Origin of the sequence: Neopusillimonas maritima (assembly GCF_003576595.1) — a bacterium.
Classification (GTDB): Bacteria; Pseudomonadota; Gammaproteobacteria; order Burkholderiales; family Burkholderiaceae_B; genus Neopusillimonas; species Neopusillimonas maritima.
In genome coordinates, this window is sequence record NZ_NQOU01000003.1 from 128,148 (window position 1) to 152,741 (window position 24,594).

21 protein-coding genes and 1 pseudogene are annotated in these 24,594 nt (G+C 50.7%); 10 read left to right on the top strand and 12 right to left on the bottom strand.

From position 1 onward, the window contains the following. Positions 1-4 precede the first annotated feature (4 nt). The 3 genes and pseudogenes from CJO09_RS09150 to hutU all read right to left on the bottom strand — a co-directional run bounded on the left by CJO09_RS09150 (position 5) and on the right by hutU (position 3,695). Positions 5-1,384, bottom strand: coding sequence for a formimidoylglutamate deiminase (locus CJO09_RS09150; protein ID WP_119442089.1), 1,380 nt, complete (start codon positions 1,382-1,384; stop codon positions 5-7). Further along, a pseudogene (locus CJO09_RS09155) lies at positions 1,381-1,887 on the bottom strand (HutD/Ves family protein); the annotation flags it as partial. The gene CJO09_RS09150 and the pseudogene CJO09_RS09155, both read right to left, overlap by 4 nt. 95 nt (positions 1,888-1,982) lie before the next feature. Beyond that, positions 1,983-3,695: a urocanate hydratase gene (gene hutU / locus CJO09_RS09160; RefSeq protein WP_391523642.1), complete on the bottom strand. Its 1,713-nt coding sequence runs from the start codon at positions 3,693-3,695 to the stop codon at positions 1,983-1,985. Positions 3,696-3,884: 189 nt separating this feature from the next. Here hutU and CJO09_RS09165 point away from each other — a divergent pair, with 189 nt between their 5' ends. Beyond that, positions 3,885-5,504: an AMP-binding protein gene (locus CJO09_RS09165; protein ID WP_218961055.1), complete on the top strand. Its 1,620-nt coding sequence runs from the start codon at positions 3,885-3,887 to the stop codon at positions 5,502-5,504. Continuing rightward, positions 5,501-6,511 (top strand): thioesterase, FlK family, encoded by a 1,011-nt coding sequence (locus CJO09_RS09170; protein WP_119442092.1) that lies wholly within the window; start codon positions 5,501-5,503, stop codon positions 6,509-6,511. Before CJO09_RS09165 ends, CJO09_RS09170 begins: the two co-directional genes overlap by 4 nt. A gap of 100 nt (positions 6,512-6,611) precedes the next feature. Here CJO09_RS09170 and CJO09_RS09175 read toward each other — a convergent pair whose 3' ends face one another. From CJO09_RS09175 to CJO09_RS09185, 3 genes are all read right to left on the bottom strand, one after another. Next, positions 6,612-7,424, bottom strand: coding sequence for an ABC transporter ATP-binding protein (locus tag CJO09_RS09175; protein WP_119442093.1), 813 nt, complete (start codon positions 7,422-7,424; stop codon positions 6,612-6,614). After that, a complete protein-coding gene (locus CJO09_RS09180) occupies positions 7,418-8,083 on the bottom strand; it encodes an ABC transporter permease (protein WP_218961056.1) in 666 nt (221 codons plus the stop codon). The genes CJO09_RS09175 and CJO09_RS09180 overlap by 7 nt, the downstream gene beginning before the upstream one ends. 142 nt (positions 8,084-8,225) lie before the next feature. Continuing rightward, positions 8,226-9,266, bottom strand: a complete 1,041-nt coding sequence (locus CJO09_RS09185; protein WP_119442095.1) for an ABC transporter substrate-binding protein — start codon at positions 9,264-9,266, stop codon at positions 8,226-8,228. Between the two features lie 230 nt (positions 9,267-9,496). On the opposite strand from CJO09_RS09185, the gene hutC (CJO09_RS09190) reads away from it, so the two are divergent. Further along, entirely contained in the window at positions 9,497-10,213 is a 717-nt protein-coding gene (hutC, locus tag CJO09_RS09190) for a histidine utilization transcriptional repressor HutC (protein ID WP_119442096.1), read from the top strand. A 1,549-nt stretch (positions 10,214-11,762) separates the two neighbouring features. On the opposite strand, the gene CJO09_RS09195 is transcribed toward hutC (CJO09_RS09190), so the two are convergent. After that, positions 11,763-12,815 (bottom strand): enolase C-terminal domain-like protein, encoded by a 1,053-nt coding sequence (locus CJO09_RS09195; RefSeq protein ID WP_119442097.1) that lies wholly within the window; start codon positions 12,813-12,815, stop codon positions 11,763-11,765. Between the two features lie 123 nt (positions 12,816-12,938). Between CJO09_RS09195 and CJO09_RS09200 the strand changes: the two genes are divergently transcribed. Beyond that, positions 12,939-13,367, top strand: a complete 429-nt coding sequence (locus CJO09_RS09200) for a YchJ family protein (RefSeq protein ID WP_119442098.1) — start codon at positions 12,939-12,941, stop codon at positions 13,365-13,367. A 240-nt stretch (positions 13,368-13,607) separates the two neighbouring features. Next, complete coding sequence (gene thiC / locus CJO09_RS09205; protein WP_119442266.1) at positions 13,608-15,521, top strand: phosphomethylpyrimidine synthase ThiC; 1,914 nt, start codon at positions 13,608-13,610, stop codon at positions 15,519-15,521. Positions 15,522-15,565: 44 nt separating this feature from the next. Here thiC and CJO09_RS09210 read toward each other — a convergent pair whose 3' ends face one another. The 5 genes from CJO09_RS09210 to hutC (CJO09_RS09230) all read right to left on the bottom strand — a co-directional run bounded on the left by CJO09_RS09210 (position 15,566) and on the right by hutC (CJO09_RS09230) (position 19,970). Next, a complete protein-coding gene (locus tag CJO09_RS09210) occupies positions 15,566-16,468 on the bottom strand; it encodes a DMT family transporter (RefSeq protein ID WP_119442099.1) in 903 nt (300 codons plus the stop codon). 153 nt (positions 16,469-16,621) lie between these two features. Beyond that, positions 16,622-17,416 (bottom strand): ABC transporter permease, encoded by a 795-nt coding sequence (locus tag CJO09_RS09215; protein ID WP_158582743.1) that lies wholly within the window; start codon positions 17,414-17,416, stop codon positions 16,622-16,624. Next, positions 17,406-18,110 (bottom strand): ABC transporter ATP-binding protein, encoded by a 705-nt coding sequence (locus tag CJO09_RS09220; protein WP_119442101.1) that lies wholly within the window; start codon positions 18,108-18,110, stop codon positions 17,406-17,408. The genes CJO09_RS09215 and CJO09_RS09220 overlap by 11 nt, the downstream gene beginning before the upstream one ends. An 11-nt stretch (positions 18,111-18,121) precedes the next feature. Beyond that, positions 18,122-19,171: an NADP(H)-dependent aldo-keto reductase gene (locus tag CJO09_RS09225; RefSeq protein ID WP_119442102.1), complete on the bottom strand. Its 1,050-nt coding sequence runs from the start codon at positions 19,169-19,171 to the stop codon at positions 18,122-18,124. Between the two features lie 94 nt (positions 19,172-19,265). Continuing rightward, positions 19,266-19,970 carry a histidine utilization transcriptional repressor HutC gene (gene hutC, locus CJO09_RS09230; protein WP_119442103.1) on the bottom strand — a complete coding sequence of 235 codons (705 nt, stop codon included), beginning with the start codon at positions 19,968-19,970 and terminating at the stop codon, positions 19,266-19,268. A 159-nt stretch (positions 19,971-20,129) separates the two neighbouring features. Between hutC (CJO09_RS09230) and CJO09_RS09235 the strand changes: the two genes are divergently transcribed. The 5 genes from CJO09_RS09235 (at position 20,130) to CJO09_RS09255 (ending at position 24,585) form a co-directional block, all read left to right on the top strand. Beyond that, positions 20,130-21,290, top strand: coding sequence for an ABC transporter substrate-binding protein (locus CJO09_RS09235; protein ID WP_119442104.1), 1,161 nt, complete (start codon positions 20,130-20,132; stop codon positions 21,288-21,290). A 63-nt stretch (positions 21,291-21,353) separates the two neighbouring features. Further along, positions 21,354-22,217 carry a branched-chain amino acid ABC transporter permease gene (locus CJO09_RS09240; protein ID WP_119442105.1) on the top strand — a complete coding sequence of 288 codons (864 nt, stop codon included), beginning with the start codon at positions 21,354-21,356 and terminating at the stop codon, positions 22,215-22,217. Between the two features lie 10 nt (positions 22,218-22,227). After that, positions 22,228-23,091 carry a branched-chain amino acid ABC transporter permease gene (locus tag CJO09_RS09245; protein WP_245961277.1) on the top strand — a complete coding sequence of 288 codons (864 nt, stop codon included), beginning with the start codon at positions 22,228-22,230 and terminating at the stop codon, positions 23,089-23,091. After that, positions 23,088-23,888 carry an ABC transporter ATP-binding protein gene (locus tag CJO09_RS09250; RefSeq protein ID WP_119442106.1) on the top strand — a complete coding sequence of 267 codons (801 nt, stop codon included), beginning with the start codon at positions 23,088-23,090 and terminating at the stop codon, positions 23,886-23,888. The genes CJO09_RS09245 and CJO09_RS09250 overlap by 4 nt, the downstream gene beginning before the upstream one ends. Then, positions 23,881-24,585: an ABC transporter ATP-binding protein gene (locus CJO09_RS09255; protein ID WP_119442107.1), complete on the top strand. Its 705-nt coding sequence runs from the start codon at positions 23,881-23,883 to the stop codon at positions 24,583-24,585. Before CJO09_RS09250 ends, CJO09_RS09255 begins: the two co-directional genes overlap by 8 nt. Positions 24,586-24,594: the final 9 nt, after the last annotated feature.

Below are 24,594 nucleotides of genomic sequence, written 5' to 3' on the forward strand. Positions count from 1 at the left end.
GGTGTTAAGCCAGAAGGGAAGTCATGGCGGTTCTGTAGGCTTGGGCAATGTTGGCTTCTTGCTGATGCGCACCATTTTGAATACGCCATTGACCACCGACTAAAACGGATTGAATCAACGGATCGCCATGCCTTGAAAACACAAAGCTGTCGAGAATCTGGTTCTTTTGTTTGCCGAATAAATCAGGGTGTGATGCATTTAAAACCAAGGCGTCGGCACGTTGCCCGGGGGCGAAACCCCTGATTGGGCGCGCGCTGGCTTGTGCACCTCCAGCCAAGGCTTGCGTATAAAGGTAATGGCCTACCGAGCTTTCTGAATTAGACGCTAAAACATTGCGTTGTCGTCGCGAAAGCCTTTGCGAGTATTCGTAGAGTCGCAGTTCTTCAGCGACATCAACGGTAATATGGCTGTCGGACCCGATGCCCCATGCGCCATTGGCATTCAAATAATCAACGCCGTTGAAAATGCCATCACCCAGATTGGCTTCCGTACTTGGACAAATACCAACAATGGCCCCGCTTTTTGCGACGTTGCGGGTTTCCTGTGGGGTCATGTGTGTGGCATGAACCAGACACCAGCGCTCGTTAACATTGAAGTGGTTGAGTAACCATTCTACGGGTCGTTGATTCAGGTGCGTTAAACAATCTTCAACTTCTTTTGTTTGTTCTGCAATATGGATATGAATGGGCGCTTGAGCACTCCATTTTGTTAACGCATTAACGAGCGTTTGCAATGTAGGTTCACAAACCGCGCGCAAAGAGTGTGGGGCAACACCATAACGCAAGCCCGCATGTTGTGGAAATTGAGTTTGCAGACGATCCAGCAATGACATAATCCAATGCGGGTCATTGATAAATCGCTTTTGTCCTTCGTGCGGGGGTGTTTTTCCAAACCCACTATATTCATACATAACGGGTAAGAGGGTCAGGCCCATCCCCACCTCATTTGCCGCTTCAATAAGGCAGGTGGAAAGCGCTTCCGGTGTGGCGTAGGGCTGGCCGTTTGGTGCATGGTGGATATAGTGAAACTCGCATGTTGATGTGTAGCCCGCTTTCAACATTTCGAGATAAAGCTGGCTTGCTACAGCTTTCAGCAGTTCAGGATTGAGCTTTCGCGCGAAGGCATACATGAGCGTTCGCCAACTCCAGAAACTGTCTTCAGCTGAGGATCGATATTCTGTTAAGCCTGCCATAGCTCGCTGGAAAGCGTGCGAATGCAAGTTTGGCATGCCGGGGATCAATAACTCAACGGACGGCAGGTTTTCGGGTGCAGAGTGATTGTTCGCCGATACCTTGGTGAGTATGCCGGCAGCATCCCATTGCATGTGAACATTGTGCGCCCACCCGTTTGGTAAAAGTGCAACTTGAGCAAAGAGAGCATTCATTCTGTGTGGGCTCCTGGTTGAATGGTTGCGACCAATACGGCGCTGTCTGCGGTAACGGGCTTAAGCGATACTTGGGTTAACGACAAATCAAAACGCAGGTAGTCGAGCGCATTCAGTTCCCAAACGCTGCTTTGTTTATTGGTTTCGCTTTTAACTTGCCAATGCCCTGTTGGGCAGAATAGCCAGTAAAAACAGGTTGGGTCACACGCTATTTCTGTGGCTTCGCGTACGCTAATGAGAGAGCCAGACACATGCTTGCGGCTCATCATGAGGTTCAAGTCTCTGACACCACCCTGATGCAAAACGGCTTTCAACTTGTGCTCACCCTTGAATGGGAACGGCTCGAAGGGTTTCAGCAGGTGTTGTTGGCCATGATCGAAATTTAACGTTATGTCGTTGCCATGAATTAACGTAATAATGCGATCGACACCGTTGAACTCAGAAAAGTCTGCGTTTTCGTCGATGTCTGCCACACTAACCCGCCATGCAAAGTCTTCCAGTGTGGCAGATTCGGGCTAGATATCGAGTTCCCTCGTGTACCCACGCCCGTTCTTCCATTTGCTGGCAACGATTTGATCGGCGTTCAAGCGTTTCATATTTAAATCATAGGCAGTTTTAGGCCATGCTTTTTGGCGCAGGCAATTGCGGTTTCGTAGCCTGCATCAGCATGACGCATTACGCCTGAACCGCAATCGTTAATCAATACCCGAGCTAATCGTTTTTCTGCCGCATCGGTGCCGTCGGCAACGATCACCATGCCCGCGTGCTGGGAATAGCCCATGCCTACACCGCCGCCGTGATGGAAGGATACCCAGCTGGCCCCACCTGCGGTGTTGAGCAGAGCATTGAGTAATGGCCAGTCAGAAACGGCGTCAGTGCCATCTCGCATACTTTCCGTTTCCCGGTTCGGGCTAGCCACCGAGCCTGTGTCAAGGTGGTCTCGGCCAATGACAATAGGGGCTTTAAGCTCACCTTTACGAACCATTTCATTGAACGCAAGGCCCGCAAGGTTGCGTTCGCCCAACCCCAACCAGCAAATACGGGAGGGTAAGCCCTGAAAGGCAATACGCTCTTTGGCCATGTCGAGCCAGCGTGCGACCGATTTGTTTTCCGGAAAAAGTTCTTTGATTTTTGCGTCGGTTTTGTAAATATCTTCTGGGTCGCCTGAAAGTGCTACCCAACGGAATGGACCTTTGCCTTCACAGAAAAGTGGGCGAATGTAGGCAGGCACAAAGCCGGGAAAATCAAACGCATTTTTTACTCCGGCATCAAAAGCGACTTGGCGGATGTTATTGCCATAATCAACTGCGGGAATACCCATTGAGTGGAAGTCTAGTATGGCTTGTACATGATCTGCGCATGATTGGGTTGCCTGACGCGTTAATTCTGCATGTTGAGTGGGGTCTGCCTGAGCGGCTTTCCATTGTTCAACTGTCCAGCCTTTAGGCAGGTAACCATTCACAAGGTCATGAGCCGAAGTTTGGTCGGTGACCAGGTCAGGTTTGATTCCGCCCGCTTTTGCTCGACGCACAAGCTCTGGCAGAATGTCTGCAGCATTGCCTAATAACGCAATGGAAACGGCCTCCTTGCGTTCAGTGTGATGCTTCACCATGGCTAACGCTTCATCAAGGTCTTTGGCTTGTTTGTCGACATAGCGTGTACGCAAACGGAAGTCGATGCTGCTTTGTTGGCATTCGATGTTAAGCGATACGGCACCAGCCAAAGTGGCGGCTAAAGGTTGTGCACCACCCATACCTCCTAAGCCAGCCGTCAGAATCCAGCGCCCCGACCAGTCACCATTAAAGTGTTGGCGGCCTGCTTCGACGAAGGTTTCATAAGTGCCTTGAACAATGCCTTGACTACCAATGTAGATCCAGCTTCCAGCGGTCATTTGGCCATACATGAAAAGGCCTTTCCGGTCGAGCTCGTTGAAGTGTTCCCAATTTGCCCACTTCGGAACCAGGTTGGAGTTGGCTATCAATACACGGGGCGCATCGGGGTGCGTTTTAAAAATACCTACTGGTTTGCCAGATTGAATGAGTAATGACTCATCATCCTCGAGGTTTTTGAGAGAGTCTAAAATTTGATCGAAACAAGCCCAGTTTCGCGCCGCGCGACCAATACCACCATAAACAACCAGGTGTGTCGGATTCTCTGCTACCTCGGCATCAAGGTTATTTTGAATCATGCGGTACGCAGCTTCGGTTACCCAGCTTTTGCAAGTTTTTTCACTGCCGCGCGGTGCACGAATGACACGGCTTGGATCGATACGAGAATCTTGAGTCGCGAGAGGGGAGGTAATAGTATTCACGATGTTTGTCATCCCTTTTAGGTCACGTTGGTGGCGGACGATCGTTTAAAGAAAGTCACTTTTCCAGAAAAACACCTTTTGATTGTATATACAAGTCAAGTGACTTTCAATACAATTGAATAGAAAATTGGAACCCTTGATTCCTCATAACACCCTTATTCAAAATTTCTCTAATTAAGCGGGATGTCTATGACTACAAACACCATGATGAATGTTCAAAGCCCAAAATTATTTTCAGACCCTTATGTAGCACTAAATCATTGGGCCGCTGAACGACCCAACGACGAGGGCATGGTGTTCCCGTTGCCTGGAAAACGGTTAAGTTTTGCGCAATGGCTCGTCGAGTCGCAAAAGTTGGGTTCAGCTTTACAGGGTTTGGGGGTAAAGAGGGGAGACGCCGTTGCGATATGGGCGGAAAACCGTTACGAGTGGTTGGTGAGTCAGGTTGCTTTGGCGGCGATCGGGGCGGTAATGGTGCCAATTAATACGCATTTTCGCGAGAATGATGTTTCGTACGTGCTGGCACGTGGTGATGTGGTTGCTATTCTTCTATCTACAAAGTTCCGCGCTAATAAGTATTTGAACATGGTGCAGAGCCAGCGAGCTAATTTGCCTAGCTTAAAGCATGTTATTTCATTTGATTCATTTGACGATCATTTGACTAACCAGGGCGTGTTGAGCTATCAGGAACTGCTTGAATCGAGCCTCCTTCCCCTGGCTGAAAGTTCATTAGGGCCCCGTGAGGTTGCCAGCATTCAGTTTACGTCTGGAACAACTGGTAATCCCAAAGGCGCGCAGTTGTGCTACGAGGGGATGATGATGAACTCATATGCGACAGCGGTCAGGTTAGGCTTGAGCCCGCAAGACAAATGGACCTCAATTATTCCGTTGTTCCACTGCGCGGGCTGCATTATGAATGTGATGGGTTGCCTTTCGGCGGGTGCTACCTACGTGGGGGTGCCCGCGTTTGATGCTGAAAAAATGCTGCAAATTATCCAACAGGAGCGTTGTACGGCATTAACGGGCGTTCCAACCTCTTACCTGGCGATGCTTGATCATCCGAGCAGGGCCTCTTACGATCTAAGCACCTTGCGCACTGGTACTTGCGGTGGCGCCGACTGTGATCCGACTATTCTTGAGCGGTGCGCCGAACAGTTTCCGATGCCCGGTTTGGTGCAGGTTTATGGGCAAACGGAATCCAGCACACTGATTGCGCTTGATTGTCCTGATAGCCCCGCTAGGTGGGCAACAGCAGGCCTACCGCTGCCCGGTATGGAGGTGCGTATTACCGATCCTAATAACGGTGAGCCGGTTGGCGTTGACACTGTAGGCCAAATTGAGATTCGGGGGCCAATGGTGATGCTGGGCTATCACAATCAACCTGAAGAAACGGCTAGGGCGATTAGTAAAGATGGTTGGATGCAAAGCGGTGACTTGGGTTATTTGCGCGCAGATGGCAGGGTTGCGATTGCTGGCGGCCGTTTGCGAGACATGATCATTCGGGGCGGTGAAAACATTTATCCGGTGGAAATTGAGAATTTATTACGACAACATCCTGCGGTTGTCGAGATTGCTGTGTTTGGCGTGCCAGATCGCTATTATGGTGAAGTTGTCGCGGCTGCGGTTCAATTGCGGTCAAGTGCGACGGCCGCCGATTTACAGGCGTTTTGTCATGGCAAAATAGCCAAGTTCAAGCATCCGGTTAAGTTCTATCAGGTCAATGAATGGCCCCTTACATCAAGCGGAAAAATTAAAAAGCGAGACTTACAACAAGCGGTTAAAGAAACGGGGCTTGAGGAGTTGCTATGACAGAGATTCGAATTGGGTTAGAGGCCGAACATCGTGTCGTGCCGGGTAAAGCCGCCACCGCTGAAGCGATTGGCAACGATGGCGTTAACGTCGTTTCAACGCCTTATGTGATTAGTTTGCTGGAAGAAACTAGCCATCGGGCCATTCGTGACTATTTCCCACCAGGCCATGCCAGCGTGGGCACGAAAGTGGAGATCAGGCATCTTGCCCCAGCTTTCCCCGATACCGAGCTGGTCGGACGAAGTAAAGTGGTGAAAGTTGAAGGCAGGAAAATTGGCTTCGAAGTCACTGCGATGCAAGGCGAAAGCGTGATCATGGAGGGCTATCATGAGCGGGCGTTGGTTAACTTAGAAAAATTTCATCTGAGCAAGCCTGCTTTAGAGCCATCGCCAGCGTTAGGGACGATTGATTTTTATTTTGATTACCATAGCCCGTGGTGTTATTTGGCCGCTTTAAGAATAGAGGCTGTTGCGGCCAGATGTGGGCGAAGTGTTGTTTGGAAGCCTTTGCATTTAGCCAATTTGATCGAGCAAATTGATGGTCGTCGGCCGCTTGATGCCAACCCCGCTTTTGTGAGGTGGTTCAAGCAGGATATGCAAGATTGGGCTAATTTAATGGGTGTGCGCATTGCCTATCATCCTAATTTTCCGCTCAGGCCATCGCGTGCGCTCAGGGCGTCGGCCTATGCACAACAACAGGGGTGTGCGCCTGAGTTCGTTAAAGCAGTCATGAAAGCGTATTGGTCAGATAACCTTGATATTAGTGATTTGCAAGTTCTTGGTCAGATCGGTAATGAAGTGGGGTTGGAAAGTTCGAAGGTTGTTGAGGCAGCGGGCAGTGAAATGTTCAAACGTGTTATTGAAACGAATACGCAAGAGGCGATTGCCCGCAGTGTATTCGGTGCTCCAACGTTTATTGTGGATGATCAGTTGTTTTGGGGTAATGATCGAATCGACGTAATGGAAATGTTTTTGTCGGGCAAAATTGTTCGACGTGCCGTCGTGTAGAAAAGTCGGCTTGCACTGGCGAAAGCAACCATATCGTTAAAAAAGAAAGGGTGCGGCTCTTGAGAGCCGCACCCATTTGTTTTCAATCGGAACGATTGACTTAGGTCATGGCAGCGATCTGGATGTCCAGATCATGCCATATGTTGTCGAAATATTCGTTGAATTTGGGTGAGCGGCGCAGTGAGACTTCGTCGCCGTCGTCATGGCCGAGGTCAATGGTGTGAATTGATTTGACTGAGCCAGGACGATTGCTCAAGACTAATACCCGATCAGCCATGCTAATGGCCTCACCAATGTCGTGCGTTACCAAGATTGCCGATTTGCCGCGGCTGCGGATGATTCGTTTAACATCGGCTTGTAATATCAGGCGTGTTTGAAAGTCGAGCGCCGAGAACGGTTCGTCGAGCAACACAACTTTTGGGTCAAGCGCTAGCGTTCTCATGAAGGCAACGCGTTGACGCATACCACCAGACAGCGATTTTGGCTTGGCATTCTCAAAGCCCGCAAGACCATAAGTGCGAATCAAATCCATTGCCGTACTTTTAGCCTTTTGGGTGTCGTGCCCCTGAACTTCGAGGCCAAGCATGACGTTGTCGAGAACCGATCGCCAAGGCAGTAGAAGATCTTTCTGGAGCATGTAACCCACATGCCCCTCTGCGCCGCTGACAACGGTACCGTCAACATAAACAGCCCCCGATGTTGGGGTTAATAGGCCTGCGATGACGTTGAACAACGTGGACTTGCCGCACCCCGAAGGGCCCACAATTGCCAGTATTTCTCCAACATGAAGCTCGAAACTGATCTCGTTAAATGCGACGACTTCTTTGGATGTTCCTTGATTGAAAACCATGCCGACCTTGTCGGCAACCAAGGCATTCCCTTGATTGGCTGGGGTCTGATCAGCGCTTACCATTTGAACTTCTCCTCAACTTTGATCAGGATGTAATCAAGCAGCAGCGCAAGAAACATCAGACCGAATATACCGACGAAGACAGCGTTCAAATCATAGACTGCCCCAGCGTTGTAAATGAAATAACCAATACCCTGTTTGGCTGAAATGTACTCACCCACTACAGCACCGATCATGGCAAAACCAATATTTAGTCGCAACGTTGACATAATCCATGGCACCGACCCGGGGATAATGACTTTTTTCCATACCGTGCGGTTGCTGGCCCCTAACGAGCGCATCAGTTTGATGAGGTCAATGTCAATTTCCTTTGTGCCTTGATAAACCGTGATGAGCGCCACGATGAAAGTTAAGCTTGCCGCAATGGCAACTTTCGCGCCGATGCCCACGCCAAACCAGACCACAATCAAAGGAGCCAACGCAATTTTTGGAACGCCGTTAATTGCAACAATAATCGGACGAAAAATTCGGGCAGCCGTATCAGAGAGCCAAAGCGCCAAGCCACATAAACTACCGAGCGTCGTACCGATGATGAAGCCGGTAATTGCTTCAAAAGCTGTTAAGCCAAGATGAGTCAGTAGTTCGCCTTCTTGTAACAGGGTGATCGTTTTTGTGTAGATCCCGGATGGTTGACCATAAAGATAAACCGGAGCCCACTCCATGCTAACCGCCAGTTCCCAGACGGCAAAAAACCCGCAAATAAACAAAATTTGATAAACAAGAATACGCGACCGGGAGGCTGGGCCTGATGGTTTTGTGGCGGCGCTTGGTGCTGCATGGCTCACTGATTCGGTTGCCGACATGTTACCCCTCCAGCCCGAATTCTTTGGTTGCTTTTTCTGCGAACTGATTATCAACCATCTCTTCAAAGCTTAACGTCTTACGAACGGTGCCCGCCAGTTGGTCGTGCTCCATGATGGTGTCCCATTCTTGTTTCGTAATAATTGGGTTGATAGGTACAAACCCGGGGGTAGAGAGTAGGCGCTTGCAACCCGCATCAAGAACCGATTGTTCCAAGTTTGGAAACTCTTTCGCCATTGCTTTTACATAGACGCTATTGTCGTCGCGAATGAGTTTCATTGATTCGGCTAGTGCATTGCAGAATCGTTGAACGGTGTCGGCATTTTCTTTGGCATAGCTTTCTTTGACCATGACAGATGTCAGTAGCACTGGGCCCATTTGATCTGCGAAGGCATAGCTGATTTGCAAATCGTTTTGCGCGGTTGCAATACTTGCATCCCATTCAAATACAACGCCCACATCCGCGCGACCGTCACGCACCGCACCAATAATGGATCCTGGTGGGCCCTCGACAAACTCGACACCCGCTTCTTTCGCATCGATGTTGGCGAATTTTTTCATGGCAAATGTGGGCGACGTGACCGTGTTGGAGGGGAACCGCATGCTTGCGACGCGTTTGCCTTTGAAGTCGGCAAGGGAATCGAATTTTGTGCCTGGTTTGCTGATAATCCACATACCCAAAGCGCCGCACATCTTGGCAATGACTTTCATGCGGCCACCCTCGATGGTCGAGTTCACCGCCATCCCAGAGCCGGTAGCGGCAAATTGCCCGCGACCTGACAAGGCGATAGAAATGGGTTCAGCAACCGAGCCCCCAGTTTCAACGGCCATACTTAGCCCGTGTTTTTCGAAAAGCCCTTGTTGTGCTGCAACGTAGATAGGCCCATAGTTGGCAAGTTTCAGGCCGGTGGTCAGTACCACTTCGATGCTGGTTTTAGCGTATGCATCGCGAATGATTAAAGGTGATAGTACCGTCGACATTCCTACTAAACCTGCAGCTTTTAGTACTGAGCGACGCTGTTTGTTTGCCAGCCTGGACTTCATATCGATTCTCCTTAAGAATACCTGCAACGAACCGTTGCTTATTTAGCTGTTTTGCCTTTCTTTCCCAAGCGCCACCTGAAAGCCATTGAAAATAAAGGCTTTTAACTTGCTGGGTTGTATAGACAATTGAACATTAGCATATCAAAATATCGTTTACAAGCATGGAAAACACTGTATATCTTGGCCAGTCAGTTTATGGTTCGTGTCGTTGAATCACATGAGATAGCAATATGGCAAGCAATCTGAAAACCACAGCGCGTTATGCGCAGATGAAAGAAGAAATTAGAAAGTTCATTGTTTCAGGACAGTGGAAGCCTGGTCAGCGGGTGCCGTCTGAGCATGAGCTGACGGTGCAATACAACGTTTCCAGAATGACGGCGAACCGGGTGTTACGCGAACTGACAGCAGAGGGGTTTATTGAGCGTAAGCAGGGGGTTGGCTCGTTCGTTATTGAGCTTTATCCCATCTCTTCTTTTTTGCAGATACGAGATATTAAGGAAGAGATTCTGGAACGTGGGCACCAGCATGAAGCGAAGGTTTTAACGTTGCGTTCATTTCAATGCGATGCCAGCTTAGCAGAAGCGTTGCGACTAAAGCCTGGTGCCGATGTGTTTAGTACTGAGCTGATTCATTTTGAGAATCATCGGCCGATTCAGTTGGAGCATCGTTTTGTTAACCCAGCGGTCTGTCCGAATTTTTTGAGTCTTGATCTGAGCACGGCAACGCCTTCGCATTACCTTTTTGAACATGCTCCGCTTACCGAGGCAGAGCAGATTGTTGAAGCTATTTTGGCGTCGAAGGTTGTCGCGGAGGCACTGGAAATACGCCGAGGTGCCCCCTGTTTGCTAATTAACCGACGCACTTTCAGCGGTAAAGAAGTGGCTTCTGTGGCACGGCTGTATCATCCGGGTGACCGCTATCGTTTGATGGGTAAATTCAAGCCATAGTGGACTGACCAGTGAATTGCACGCACTTCTGGCCTATGATTGTGTCCACTTAAATATCGTGGACACGATCATCTCTTAGGTGGTGCGGCTAACTCAATGCGGGTTCACCGGACGGATACCGAATGTCCGCTGCTGGCCGATTGCAAACGTCTCGGTTATATCATGTAACATCTGGTCTGGCACTCCCCCTGCAAATGCAAGGATATTGGGTAGTAAGCAGTCAGACGCATTTCAAGGGCATCGAATGGGTAACATTCAGACCCGAAGCGGAGGTTCTGAGCCAGTTAACTTGATCAATGCGCCAGTTCAGAACGTCGGTGGCTCGACTTTAGGCGGCGGTTTGGTCGGCGTGACTGGTGAGGTAGTACAACTACCTGGGTATGAAAGTCCACGAATTGCTGTTGAAACGCGGACAATCAATGCAGCTTTTATGCCCGTCATAAATTTATAAACGCGATGCAGGTAATACTTATTGCTCGCACAATTTCAAGTTGGGATAATTGTGGACACCGTAAACGATTAATAACGTCTCTGAGAGTCGAGTAATTACAATCAATATGGAGAAGCAAATGGGAAATGATCAGCACTGCAACGAATGTCAAAACTACAAGCAACAGGGGCATAATTTTTGTCGCATGTGTGGGAATCACCTGACAAAAGGCTATGTCCCATACGCCCGGCTTGCTGCTGCGTACCAGGTCGGTGAGAGTTTTTGTGGTTACTGCGGCGGTCCGAAGCGCCAATGTGATTGTGTCAATGATTAATTAAGCATATAGCACTGCAAATGCGGTTGTTGGGTACGTATCAAGGGCATGCCCTTCAGGAGCATTATCACGGCGTCTGGCCGATTTCAAATCAAACTGCAGCAGGAGGTCTTGGAAGCTCGCTAAATACCAGTGGTACGCAACCATCAAATACAAACAAAATAGTTTCCGGCAACTCTTCAGAAGAAACCCGTTCTGTAAATACGGCGCTCTTGCCCACTATAAATTTATAACGGGCATGAATGCTGCATTGACTGAACGCGTTTCAACCGCAATCCTTGGGCTTTCATACCCAGGCAGTTGTACTACCTCACCAGTCACGCCGACCAAACCGCTGCCTAAAGTCGAGCCACCGACGTTCTGAACTGGCGCATTGATCAAGTTAACTGGATCAGAACCTCCGCCTCGGGTCTGAATGTTACCCATTCGATGCCCTTGAAATGCGTCTGACTGCTTACTACCCAATATCCTCGCATTTGCAGTGGAAGATACTCTGCAATTTGATACCTAATCACGTGTATGGTCCAGACTACTGTCGTTCTTACTTGAATCGATCTTTATTGTCCTGCAACCGAAGCCCAACACTCTTTGGCTGTTCAACATCGACAGTAAGTCGCTCCTTATTTAGTTCTGGAGCTACAAGGAAATACGTTCGATCGATACCATATGCGATAGAGAAATGGCCAATCATAGTCAAAAAGAGTAAAAATGCGATCCCGTTAAAGAGCGCGACCAACTAGGTAAGCGGCACGGCACTTGAGTAATTAGTGGACTTTTACAAGCGTTCACTGCTTTAACGACAAACCATGCCCAGGACACGGCCTGGCACGGAGCGTACCGTCGTTTTCACGGTCGGGCCACCCCTCGAATGCGTCTTCAACAATGGGGAACTCCTCCAGTAAAAGCACGCCATTGAAAGTTCCCGCCAAATGAACGAACAATCCTGGCAAGAAATGGGGCGCAACCGTTACGCCTTTGAGCGCGGCCATGTGCGCCACTTCCAGACACGGCGTTAAACCGCCTGCCATCGCAAGGTCGGGCTGAATCACCCCCGCAATCTCATCCTCCAGCGCCACCACAAAACGATCAAAACCCTGATAGTGCTCACCAGCAGCAATTTTCACTGCATTTTTTTGCCGGGCAAGTCGCCGATAACCCAAGACATCATCCGACGGCAGTGGCTCCTCGATGAAATCCAGGGTGTATTCAATTGCCTGGGCCAGCAATCGGGAAGCGGATTCAAGATTTCCTTTTTCATTGGCGTCGGCCATTAACCGGGCATCAGGCCCAATAGCGTCACGCACTGCGCGCAAAACCTGCTCATCACCGTCATCGGCATTAACGCGCGGCTTAACGCCGACATACCCCGACTCAACGTACTTCGCTGCAAGTTCTGCGCTTTGTTCGGGCGTAGCCTTGGGGCTGAAGCCACCGCTGGCATAAAGCGGCACTGAGCCAATGTCTCCCCCCAGGGTTCGCACCAGCGGCTCGTTATTGCGTCGCGCCGTCAAATCCCACAACGCCACATCCAATGCGGCAAGCGCCAGCATGTTCGGCCCATCGCCTGTTCGATTGAAGCTCTTCCTGATCTGCGCCCAATGAACGGCAGGCGCTTGCAATGGCTTGCCGTCGAGAAACCGGGCGGCTTGTGCTTGTGCAAGCTGTGCAATGATCGCGCCACCCCCGCCAATCACGTAGGAAAACCCCAAGCCCTGCGCACCATCCGTATCGCGTAAAGTGGCAACAATGATGTCCACTCCGGTTACACCGGAGCCACCAATAGGCTTGTCGAATTTCTTTTCAATCAGTTGAATTTGTGTTGATTTGATCTGCGTCATTGTGAAATAGCCGAAATCGCTTGGTTTAAAGAATCATGTCGCCATGTCCAGGAGATCACCAGAATATAATCGAGTACCTCTGCTCTTGCCATACTATCAATTGCGCAGATAAATATTCCTTCTATGAAAAAAAGCCGTCTCGTTTCACCTTCGAATCTGTGCCCTTGCGAAAGCGGAGCCGCCTACGAAGCTTGTTGCAAGCGCTGGCATCACGGTACGCAACACCTGATGGCGCCCGATGCGCCCACGCTGATGCGATCGCGATACAGCGCATTTGTGCTGAACGAACTGGGTTACCTGCTGGACACCTGGCACCCCGATACACGTCCACCCCATTTGGAACCCAACCCGCCAGGCTTGAAATGGCTGGGCCTTGAACTGCGCAATCATGCGCAACAAGACGCCGTTCATGCCACCGTGGAATTTATTGCGCGCTCGCGCTTGAACGGACAGGCAAACCGATTGCACGAAGTCAGCCGATTCGTACGTGAGAACAATCAATGGTTTTATGTAGACGGCTATTTCGTTCAAAAGCCCGGTAAAGAACGCTGATCACTCGCGTTTTGCACACCTGATTTAACCATCTGCAGGCACACCACAGGCAATATCCTTTACACTGATACTCACGCAGGGGTACTCGCCGGTTTTTTGGCGGGTTGAGAAAGTCCCTTCGTACCAGTACGGATAATGCCGATGCTGGGAGCGCACTCGCTGGCATCGTTTGGCCTCACGTCACCCGATACAGCGGGTTTCTTCCCTATCGGCTCCATAGTTATTTTTTTGGAGCACATCTTGAGTACCAATTCCACTTTTTCAGCAGCCCGCGCCGAAGTCGACGCCGCGGCCATCGCCCCTCTTCCCCGCTCACGAAAGGTTTATCAGCAAGGCTCGCGCCCCGATATTCGCGTGCCATTTCGCGAAATCTCGCAAGGCGATACACCCACCATGTTCGGTGGTGAAAAGAACCCGCCGCTGACCGTTTATGACACCAGCGGCCCCTACACCGACCCGTCGGTGAAAATCGACATCCGCAAGGGTCTGGCTGCCATGCGTGGCAGTTGGATCGCGGAACGCGACGACACGGAACAACTGGAGGGCGCCAGCAGCAAGTACGGCCAGGCCCGGCAAAAAGACGCCGCGCTTGACGCGTTGCGTTTCGAATTGAAGCGCCAGCCGCGCCGTGCCAAAGCAGGTAAGAACGTAACGCAAATGCATTACGCGCGCCGCGGCATTATTACGCCCGAAATGGAGTTTGTCGCGATCCGTGAAAACCTGCAGCGCGAACGCTACATCGAAATGTTGCGCGCAACGGGTCCCGACGGGGAAAAAATGGCGGCACGCTTGCTGCATCAGCATCCGGGCCAGTCATTCGGCGCCGCAATTCCGAACCTGATCACACCCGAGTTTGTACGCGACGAAATAGCCAGGGGCCGGGCGATTATTCCGGCAAACATCAATCACCCGGAAAGCGAACCCATGGCAATCGGCCGCAATTTCCTGGTCAAGATTAATGCCAATATCGGCAATTCGGCCCTAAGCTCAAACATCAGTGACGAAGTTGAAAAAATGACCTGGGCAATTCGCTGGGGTGGCGACACCGTAATGGACTTGTCGACCGGCAAGAACATCCATGAGACCCGGGAATGGATCATCCGAAACTCGCCGGTACCCATTGGCACCGTGCCTATTTATCAGGCACTGGAGAAAGTGGACGGCAAAGCCGAGGAACTGACTTGGGAGATATTTCGAGACACACTCATTGAGCAGGCCGAACAAGGCGTTGATTACTTTACGATTCATGCCGGTGTCAGACTCCCCTTCATTCCCATGACGGCCAACCGTTTAACAGGCATTGTGTCGCGCGGTGGGTCGATTATGGCGAAATGGTGTCTGGCACACCATAAAGAAAGCTTTATTTACGAACACTTCGAAGATATTTGCGACATCATGAAAGCGTATGACGTGAGCTTTTCCCTGGGCGACGGGTTAAGACCAGGATCGGGGTACGACGCCAATGACGAAGCCCAATTTGCCGAACTCCAAACGCTGGGGGAATTAACCCAAGTGGCCTGGAAACACGATGTGCAAGTGATGGTGGAAGGACCCGGCCATGTACCCATGCACCTCATCAAAGAAAACATGGACATGCAATTGAAGCATTGTCATGAAGCGCCCTTTTACACGTTGGGGCCGCTAACAACCGATATTGCGCCAGGCTACGATCACATTACGTCGGGCATCGGCGCCGCCCTGATCGGCTGGTACGGAACGGCCATGCTTTGCTACGTTACGCCCAAAGAACACTTGGGTCTACCCAACAAAAAAGATGTAAAAGACGGCATCATCACGTACAAAATTGCGGCACACGCGGCCGACCTGGCCAAGGGCCACCCGGGCGCCGCCATACGCGACAATGTGCTGTCCAAAGCGCGATTTGAGTTTCGTTGGGAAGACCAATTCAATTTGGGTCTTGACCCCGACACTGCCAAAGACTTTCACGACGAAACTCTGCCGAAAGACTCGATGAAAGTTGCCCACTTTTGTTCAATGTGCGGGCCGCATTTTTGCAGTATGAAAATTACGCAAGACGTACGGGAATATGCCAAACAAAATGGCTTGCAAGAAGCCGAAGCCTTGCAGCTGGGCATGCAAGAAAAAGCGATGGAATTTGTAAAGAAAGGGTCGCAAATTTACCACCAAAGGTAAATCGCTTGCCACGCTTCAAATGCTGAGCCCAGCCGGCGCAAGCCTTAAGCCTTGCGCCGGCTTAACTTACGCCCACCATACTCAGCCAAGCCAATACCTGCAAAAATCAACACAAGCGCCGCTGCGTGATACAGATGAAATGTTTCACCAACCAGCGTTACGGCCAGCAATGCGCCCCAAATCGGCAACAGATTAATGAACAGACTGGCCCGGTTCCCACCAATCAACTCCACCGCTCGAATGAAGAAAACCTGACCCAAAAGAGATGGGAAAATAATAATATAGGCAACCGCCAGCCAACCTTGGGCATCAGGCAGTTGGGTAGCCCCTTGTACGGCCTCAATAAACAACAAAGGCAATGAGGCTAATGTGGCGCCCAAACACAGCACGAACATCAGGCTTGTCCAGTGAATACTGGGTTTGCTGCGCAGTGCGGCTGTATAAACACCATAGGAAAGAATCGCAAGAAGCATCAGGGCGTCGCCAAAATTAATATTAAGCGCAAACAAATTGGCCGGCTCTCCCTGCACGGCAACAATAATTACCCCGATGAATGACAAAATAAATCCCAGTGCCTGTTCTTTAACAATACGGCTTGAGAACAAGATGAAACTGGCTGCAAACACAAATAGCGGTGTACCGCCCTGCATGATACTGGCGTTAACCGCGGTGGTATAGATAAGTGCATAAAACAACGCAACACTAAACCCGGTAAAGCCAATCGCCCCCAGAATCAACAAATACGACAGCCGCGGGCGAATCACCGCCCAATCGGCTGCAATTTGATCTTTCTTAAATAGATACAACGCCACCATCACGCTGGCCCAGCGAATCGTGACAATGATCATGGGGGAGACATGACCCACCGCGAACTTGCCTGCAATTGAATTCGCCGCCCAGAAAAGCGTTGCTAATGCCAGTAGTGCGTAAGCTTTATAAATAACCATTCCTTTTTAACGCTTTACCCAATTTCCCTGCGAATAATAACCCGGCAGTCCTTCCATCAGTTGCCGTCGCTTCCATAGTTCAGACCATAACGAAAACCGACACAACCTTATACCAAGCCAAACAACAAGGTCGAAATCAAGTTGTATCTGCTGCTAATCGAGATCAATTAACTGCTCCGCCCGCGTAAAGAAGCGCTTGCGATACCAAATGGTTACCAACACTGACGTAATCGCGGTGGCTGATGTGAGCATGAACATAACGATCAGTTGATAATGTACAGCTTGTGTCGGGTCGGCTCCCGCCAAAATTTGACCCGTCATCATGCCGGGCAACGACACAATCCCCACCACCGCCAAAGCATTAATAGTAGGAATCAAAGCCGCCGTCATCGCCAAACGAACCGCACGAGCTGACGCCTGTGCCGGGCTGGCGCCCAACGCCAGTCCAGCTTCGATCTCCTCTCGACGGCTTTCAAATTCCGAACGCACCCGCTCGGCCGCCAGCGCGGCACCATTCATGGCATTGCCGACAATCATCCCAAAAATAGGAATTAAGTAGCGCGGATCATACCAAGGGTCAATATTAACGACCACCAAATCGAGGTAGGCCATGGTAACTGCTGAACCAATTAGAATTGCGCCCCCGCACAAAAACCGAAGCGACATGCGCGAGCCAATTTGCTCGAGCCTATTCGTGGCTGCAAACGTAGCGGCAATCACCATTACCAGCAACACACCCAACACCAAATACCATTTATTGGTGGTGAACAACCACACCAATACCTGACCAATAAGCAATAGCTGCACGGTTGCACGCACAGCGCCGATAAACAGACTTTTTCCCAAACCCAAACGTTGCCACCACGACAAGGCCATGGCAACCATCACAAGCGGAACGGCCAGTGCCAGATTGAACCAGTCCAAGCTCAGCGCAGTTTCATTCGACATGAACGGCTCCGGTTTCATTGCCGGAAGTTGCATCGCGATGCTCAACCACGCGCCCCGCTTCGAACACAATGGTGTCTCCTCCCAGCGCTTCACCCTCCTCCAGCCGATGAGTCGCCATAATCACCGTCACCCCTGAATGAACCAATTTTTTCAAAGCCTCAACCAGACGCGCACCTGACTTGGGATCTAATGCCGATGTCGGTTCATCCAGCAAAAGCACCTCGGGCTTAGTCATTAAGGTGCGCGCCAAGGCAACGCGCTGTTTCTCTCCGCCCGAGAGCTGATCTGCCTCGCGGTCGGCGTAGCTTTCATTCAAGTCGGCCAGGATCAGCACTTCATTTACACGATCGTGATCAGCTTGAGTGATTTTGCCATTGGCAAAACGCGCCGCCGTCAGCAGGTTGTGGGATACCGTACCCTCGAACATCGCTGGTGCTTGAAACGCAAACCCCACCCATGTTCTAAGTTGGCGAACCGGGTACTGCTCAATCGGCCTGCCTTTAAACAGAATCTCGCCGGAAACCGGACTTTCCAGACGATTCAGCAAACGCAAAAACGAGGTTTTACCGCTGCCGCTGCTACCAATCAAACAGGTTGGCCGGCCCGCGCGCAACTTCAGCGTGATGTTGTGCAGTACGATCCGTTTCTGGCGTTCGTGCACCACATCACGCAATTCAAAAGCGAATTCACTCATGGAGTTACACGTTACGGCGCCGGGTTAGGGTATTTCAGGTGGATTGCGTCGATTTCGGCCAACACGTCGTCGGTTAAGGTCACGCTCAAGCTATCAATATTTTCCTTGAGCTGCCCCAGCGAAGTTGCACCCACCAAATTACTCACCGTAAACGGCCGCGTATTTACAAAAGCCAACGCCAATTGTGCCGGGGTCAAGCCCGCCTTCTTGGCCAACGCGACGTACGCCGAGGTCGCTGCAACTGCTTGCGGATTGGTGTAGCGAACAAAGCGCTCGAACAGAGTAATACGGGCCCCTTCCGGGCGTGCCCCACCCTCATACTTGCCGGTTAGCGTACCAAAGCCCAAAGGAGAATACGCCAATAGCCCCACTTTGTCGCGATGCGCAAATTCCGCCAGCCCCACTTCAAAAGTACGATTCAGCAGGTTATAGGGGTTCTGAATGGACACGATGCGTTCCAAACCAAGTCGTTCAGCCGCACTTAAGAACCGTGCCACGCCCCAGGGGGTTTCGTTGGACACCCCAATATGGCGAACCTTACCTTGTTTCACAAAATCACTGAGCACCTCAAGGGTTTCCTCAATGGGGACGGTATGGGGCTCATCCTCCCAAGGATACGTATGACGGCCGAAGGTAATGGTGCTGCGATCAGGCCAATGCAACTGATACAAGTCGACGTAATCTGTTTGCAAACGCTGCAAACTATCGTTCAGCGCCTCGGTTAAGTTGGGGCGGTCGAACTGGTTAGTCGCACCGCGAATGTGGCTGGGGCGCCCCGCCTGACGCGACGGCCCGGCAATTTTGGTTGCCAGAAAAATTTTGTCGCGTAAGCCTGTTTTCTTTAACCAAGTACCAATATAGCGCTCGGTGCTGCCCTGAGTATCAGCTTTGGGTGGGACAGGATACATCTCTGCCGTGTCGAACAAGTTCACGCCCTGTTCGAACGCATAATCCATTTGTTCGTGTGCCTGCGCTTCATTGTTCTGCTCGCCCCAGGTCATCGTACCCAGGCCGATTGCACTCACTTCAACATTTGTTTGTCCTAGCTTGCGATACTGCATTGCAACTCCCAAGAGAATAGTCATCTACAAAAAGATGCCAATGTTATAGCGCGTTCTGACCAAGCTTGCATGGGTCGTCCCATTCTTACACCCCTTAGATCCTGCCTTCAAACTGATATCGACTCCCGGGATACCACATTGTGGCAACTGATGCGACCTGATCTAATGCGTAGGTCGTTCGATAAAGCACCAAACATGCCTCGTCTTCTGGAACGGCCAAATACCGGGCAATTTCTGACGGTGCATTCACCGCCTCAATACTGTATTTAACCCCCTGCAAGGGCGCGACCCGCATTAAGTACTCATTTGGTGTCGATACCGAGAAATCCAGATCCATGTAACCAGGCGCCACCTTAGCGTTAACCCAACGATCCTCGTATTGAATGGGAACCTGATTATCGAAATGCACAATTATCGAATGAAATAACAAATGTCCGGGCTCGACTTCAAATTGCATTATGTGTGCATCACGTGCCTCACCGCGCTCAAGTCTTAATAATTTACTACTGTGCCGATGACCGCGCCCCCGAACCTCATCCGCAATATTTTTAATCGCCACCAGCGTGGCTTGATATTTACGAGGGGCAACATATGTGCCGGAGCCTTGAATGCGTTTCAGCACACTTTCCGCTGTCAGTTCCCTTACGGCCCGGTTAACCGTCATTCGGGAAGCACCAAATTGGCGCGCCAAAGCGTTCTCAGAGGGAATCACCTCCCCCTCTTTCCACCGACCATCCTGAATCTCCTTCAAGAGATAGTCTTTTATTTGTTGGTAAAGCGGCTGCGCAGTTTGCGGCATACAAATTACTCCGTCCCAAAGGGACACTCTCATCATGGAAAAGGCAAATGATTAACCAGAAACAATTTTCTGTGCAAATTCTCTTTGCAAAGTTGTATAGACATATTATGATATTAAAAAAAAGCAGCACAAGTACTTTTTATAACCAAGGAAACCAGCATGAAAAATCACGCCTTATCACATAAGTTTGCAGCAGCTTTTGCTATTTGCGCCGCTTTTGCCTCGGGCTCCGCTCTAGCCGACATAAAAATCGGTATAAACGTACCGCTCACGGGCTTTGCTGCGGCAGACGGCAATTCGGCACTTACAGGCGCAAAGCTGGCAGTCAAAAAGGCGAACGCAAATGGAGGCATTAACGGCGAACAAATCGAGCTCGTTATTTATGATGATCAAGCGTCGGCCAAAGATGCCATTCCGGCGGCAACAAAACTGATTGAAAAAGATGAGGTGGTCGGCGCAGTGTCCGGGTCCTACTCGGCTGCCACACGCGCCGCTGCAGGGGTTTTCCAAAATGCCCAGGTTCCCTACGTCGTTGCTTACTCGATCGACCCTAGCATCACCCGCACTGGTGACTATATGTTCCGAGTCTCTTCAATGGGTGAGGTGCAAGGTCGGGCCGGCGCCAAACTGGTCGACAACCTGGGGAAAAAGCGTGTTGTATTGGTTACGCTAAACAATGATTTCGGCCAGGCTCTGGCAAACGGTTTTAAAGATGCCGCACCGAAGTTTAATTTGGATATCATTAATGAATATGAGTACGGCATCAAAGATCGCCAGTTCGGGCCGTTAATTGCAAAAATCAAAAGCGACGACCCTGAAGTGATTTACGCTTCAGGATATTTTTTCAATGCAGGTCCTTTAGTTTCTCAAATTCGCGCTGCCGGGATCACCGTTCCAATTATTGGTCAGGAAGGTTACGACAGTGACAAATTCATTGAAATCGCCGGCCCGGCTGCCGAGGGCACACTTGTTACTACTTCACTCGATCGTGACTCGGAATCCAAAGTCACACAAGCTTTCCTGAAAGAATTTCGTGAAGAAGCAGGTTTCGGTGCTGATATGGTTGCCGCTTCGACCTACAGCGCGACGGCCATCCTGCTGGACGGCCTGCGTGAGACCGGGGGCAAAGGTGGCGCTGCTTTACGCGATGCCATTGCTAAGGGAACCTATGAAATGCCGATCGGCAAGCTCCAGTTCAACGATCTGCATGAAGTAAACAAAGATGTCCAAGTGCAAACGATTAAAGATGGCTACTGGGCTCGACACTCCGTTATTCACGACCCCGAATTGCTGGCGGCACCAACCAAAAACAGCAAATAAAGTGGTCGGCCCCATCGATCGGGTGGGGCCCCTTTCTTTTTTATTTTAGATACCGGAGTCAGCATGCTCTTTGTCGAGCTTGTCGCCCAAGGATTGGTGCAGGGCAGTCTTTACGCACTTATTGCACTCGGCCTTACGCTGGTCTATGGTTTACTGCGAATACTTCACGTTGCACATGCCGCATTGTTTACGTTAGGCGGCTATGTCAGCGTCCTGGTATACAACAGCACCGGTAGCCTGCCACTGGCATTTGTCGCCGCCATGGTGCTGGCCGGCCTGATCGGCGTGGCCATGTATCGCCTATGCTATGAACCGATTCTAAAGCAGCCACCCTATGTCGCATTGATTGCATCCATCGGTCTTTACATTGCATTCGAAGAAGCCTTTCGGATTCTTTTCGGAGCGATGGGCCTATCTTATGACTCTCCCCCACTGCAAGAACATGTTGCGCTTTTTGGCGGCCTGCAGTTCTCACAGGCGGAAATTCTGGCAACCATTAGTACCGTGGCCATTATCGGGGTATTAGGATTGTTGCAAATCAAAACACGTATTGGCGTGGCCTGCCAGGCTACCGTCTCAGACCCTCAAATGGCTGAATCTTTTGGAATCCGCCTCCGCACCGTACGCGATTTGAATTTTTTCGTCGGTTCTGCATTAGCCGGTTTTGCCGGCGTTTGGATGGGCATGCTAAACAATTTAGTGGAACCCACCATGGGTAGCGTGCCATCTTATAAAGGGTTGGCCATTATCGTGCTAGGCGGAATGGGATCGGTGCGGGGTACGTTATTAGCTTCATTGGTTTTGGGCGTCACGGAAGCGTTCGGCTCTATTTACCTCAGTCACTATATCGATCGCGATGCCATTGCATTCGCCTTCCTGATATTGGTTCTAATGCTGCGCCCCCAGGGCCTGTTTGCCAAACGCTAAGGAAACTAATATGGCTTACGAAATTTCCTTAATTACATCAATGGCAATCAGTGTACTGTTTGCCCTTTCGCTTAACCTCATCACCGGCTTTTGCGGGCAAATCAGCCTGGGACATTCCGCCTTTCTGGGTATTGGCGCTTATACATCCGTCATGCTGCTCAACGCAGGTGTCCCATTTTTAATCACTCTGCCCATCTCCATGCTCCTGGCGGGGATTATTGGCCTTATTGTTGGTTTGGCCAGCTTGCGCGTGCGCCATGACTTTCTTGCCATTACCACAATGGGAGTCGTATTTCTGTTCGTTGGCCTTGTTCGTAAACAAGACTGGTTAGGCGGGGAAATGGGGTTATCCGGCTTCCCCACCTCTGGCATGTCCAAACCACAATTCATGCTATTTGCCGTTTTTCTGGCTGCCTTGGTTGCCGTGTTCTGCATTTATATCAAACGGTCGTGGATGGGACGTGTTTTTAACGGTATTGCGGAAGATGAAGACACTATGCGTGTTTTAAGTATCGACGTCCCGCGCTACAAGCTTGTCGCTTTCGCTATGGGAACGAGCCTGGCAGGTCTGGCGGGGTGTCTTTATGCGCAACACTTTAACTATATCGGCCCCGACAGCTTCGGCTTTATCGAGTCGATCACGGTTCTTTCAATGGTGGTGTTCGGTGGGATCGGTTCGGTACCGGGGGTCATCTTCGGAGCAGCGGTCCTCTCCGCACTACCCGCTTGGTTTCAAATCATTGGCGACTACAAATTGCTGGTTTACGGAGGGCTCTTGTTTCTAATGATGCGTTTTTCTCCTAATGGCGTTGCCGGCATAGTGACTTCGGCAAAAGCACGTTGGCGCCGCCCCGCTCAAGGAGGAGCGTCATGAGCCCAGACAATGCGCTTCTTGAAGTCAACGATATTACCGTCCAGTTTGGCGGCCTGGTTGCCGTGGATCATGTCACATTCAGTATTAACAACGGTGAACTGTTAGGCTTAATCGGTCCGAATGGCGCTGGAAAAACCACCGTCATGCGCAGCATTACCGGCGTTGTCAAGCCCACCTCAGGCCGCGTAACACTCAACGGACAAGACATCAGCAATCTTGCTACTCATCAGCGAATTCGTCGGGGTTTATCACTGTCGCAACAACTCGTTCGCCCCTTCCGTGAAATATCTATTCTTGACAACGTGGCACTGGCCGCCGGCAACACTCATACAGTCTCTCCCCTCAAAGCCCTCATGCATGTCTCCATTCAGGAGGAGCGCAAAACAGCAATGCATATGCTGGAGCGGGTTGGCATAGCCCATTTAGCCAACCAAATGCCCGGAATCCAGCCTTTGGGCGTATTAAAGCGTATGGAAATGGCACGCGCCCTGGCGCTAGAGCCATCGTTACTGTTGCTCGACGAGCCCCTTGCAGGGCTTAATTCAAACGAAGCACGCACATTGGCCGACACTATCGCGGAAATTAATCAGCAAGGTGTCACCATCATATTAATTGAGCACAACCTCACAGAAGTATTACGCATCTGCCAACGGTTGGTCGTACTCGACAACGGACGAAAAATAGCCAGTGGACTGCCGCGCGAAGTGATGCAACAACCTAACGTCCGTGCAGCCTATCTGGGTATGGAACAATCCTCTGCACAGCCAATACAAACAGGAGATGCTTACGATGCTTGAAGTCAAAAACCTCTCTTGTGGCTATGGTGCGTTCGAAGCCGTCCACGGCATTTCTTTGTCTCTGCAGCCCGGTACCATTACCGGCTTGCTAGGCGCCAATGGCGCAGGCAAGTCATCAACCCTCATGTGCCTGGCGGGTCATGTCACGTTAAACAGCGGCCAAATTCTTTTTAATCAAGAGGACATCAGCCGGCTGCCCCCTTATGAGCGTGTCAGAAAAGGTTTGGCCATTTCCCCGGAAGGCCGACGCCTGTTCAAAGATCTCAGCGTAGAAGACAACCTGCGAGTGGGAGGGCTAACGCAACCAAAAGACAAATTCACAAAAGATCGCGACTATGTCCTTAGCCTGTTCCCACGTTTGGGTGAGCGCCTCCATTCATTGGCAGGCAATCTGTCAGGCGGCGAACAGCAAATGCTGGCCATTGGCCGAGCACTGATGGCGCAGCCCAAAGTCATTCTCATCGACGAGCTCTCGCTGGGCCTGATGCCTAAAGTTATTGATTTGTGCTACCAAGCGCTTGAGGCACTTAAAAACAAAGGATTAGCCATTCTTTTAGTAGAGCAGAACACCGACCGGGTGCTAAATATTGCCGACGATATCTGTGTCCTGGAGTCCGGTCGCACTGTCTGGCAGGGTACAGCCAAAGCCGCCGCCCAAGACCCGGATCTGGTTTCAGCCTATTTGGGCATGCACTAAGCAACGCTC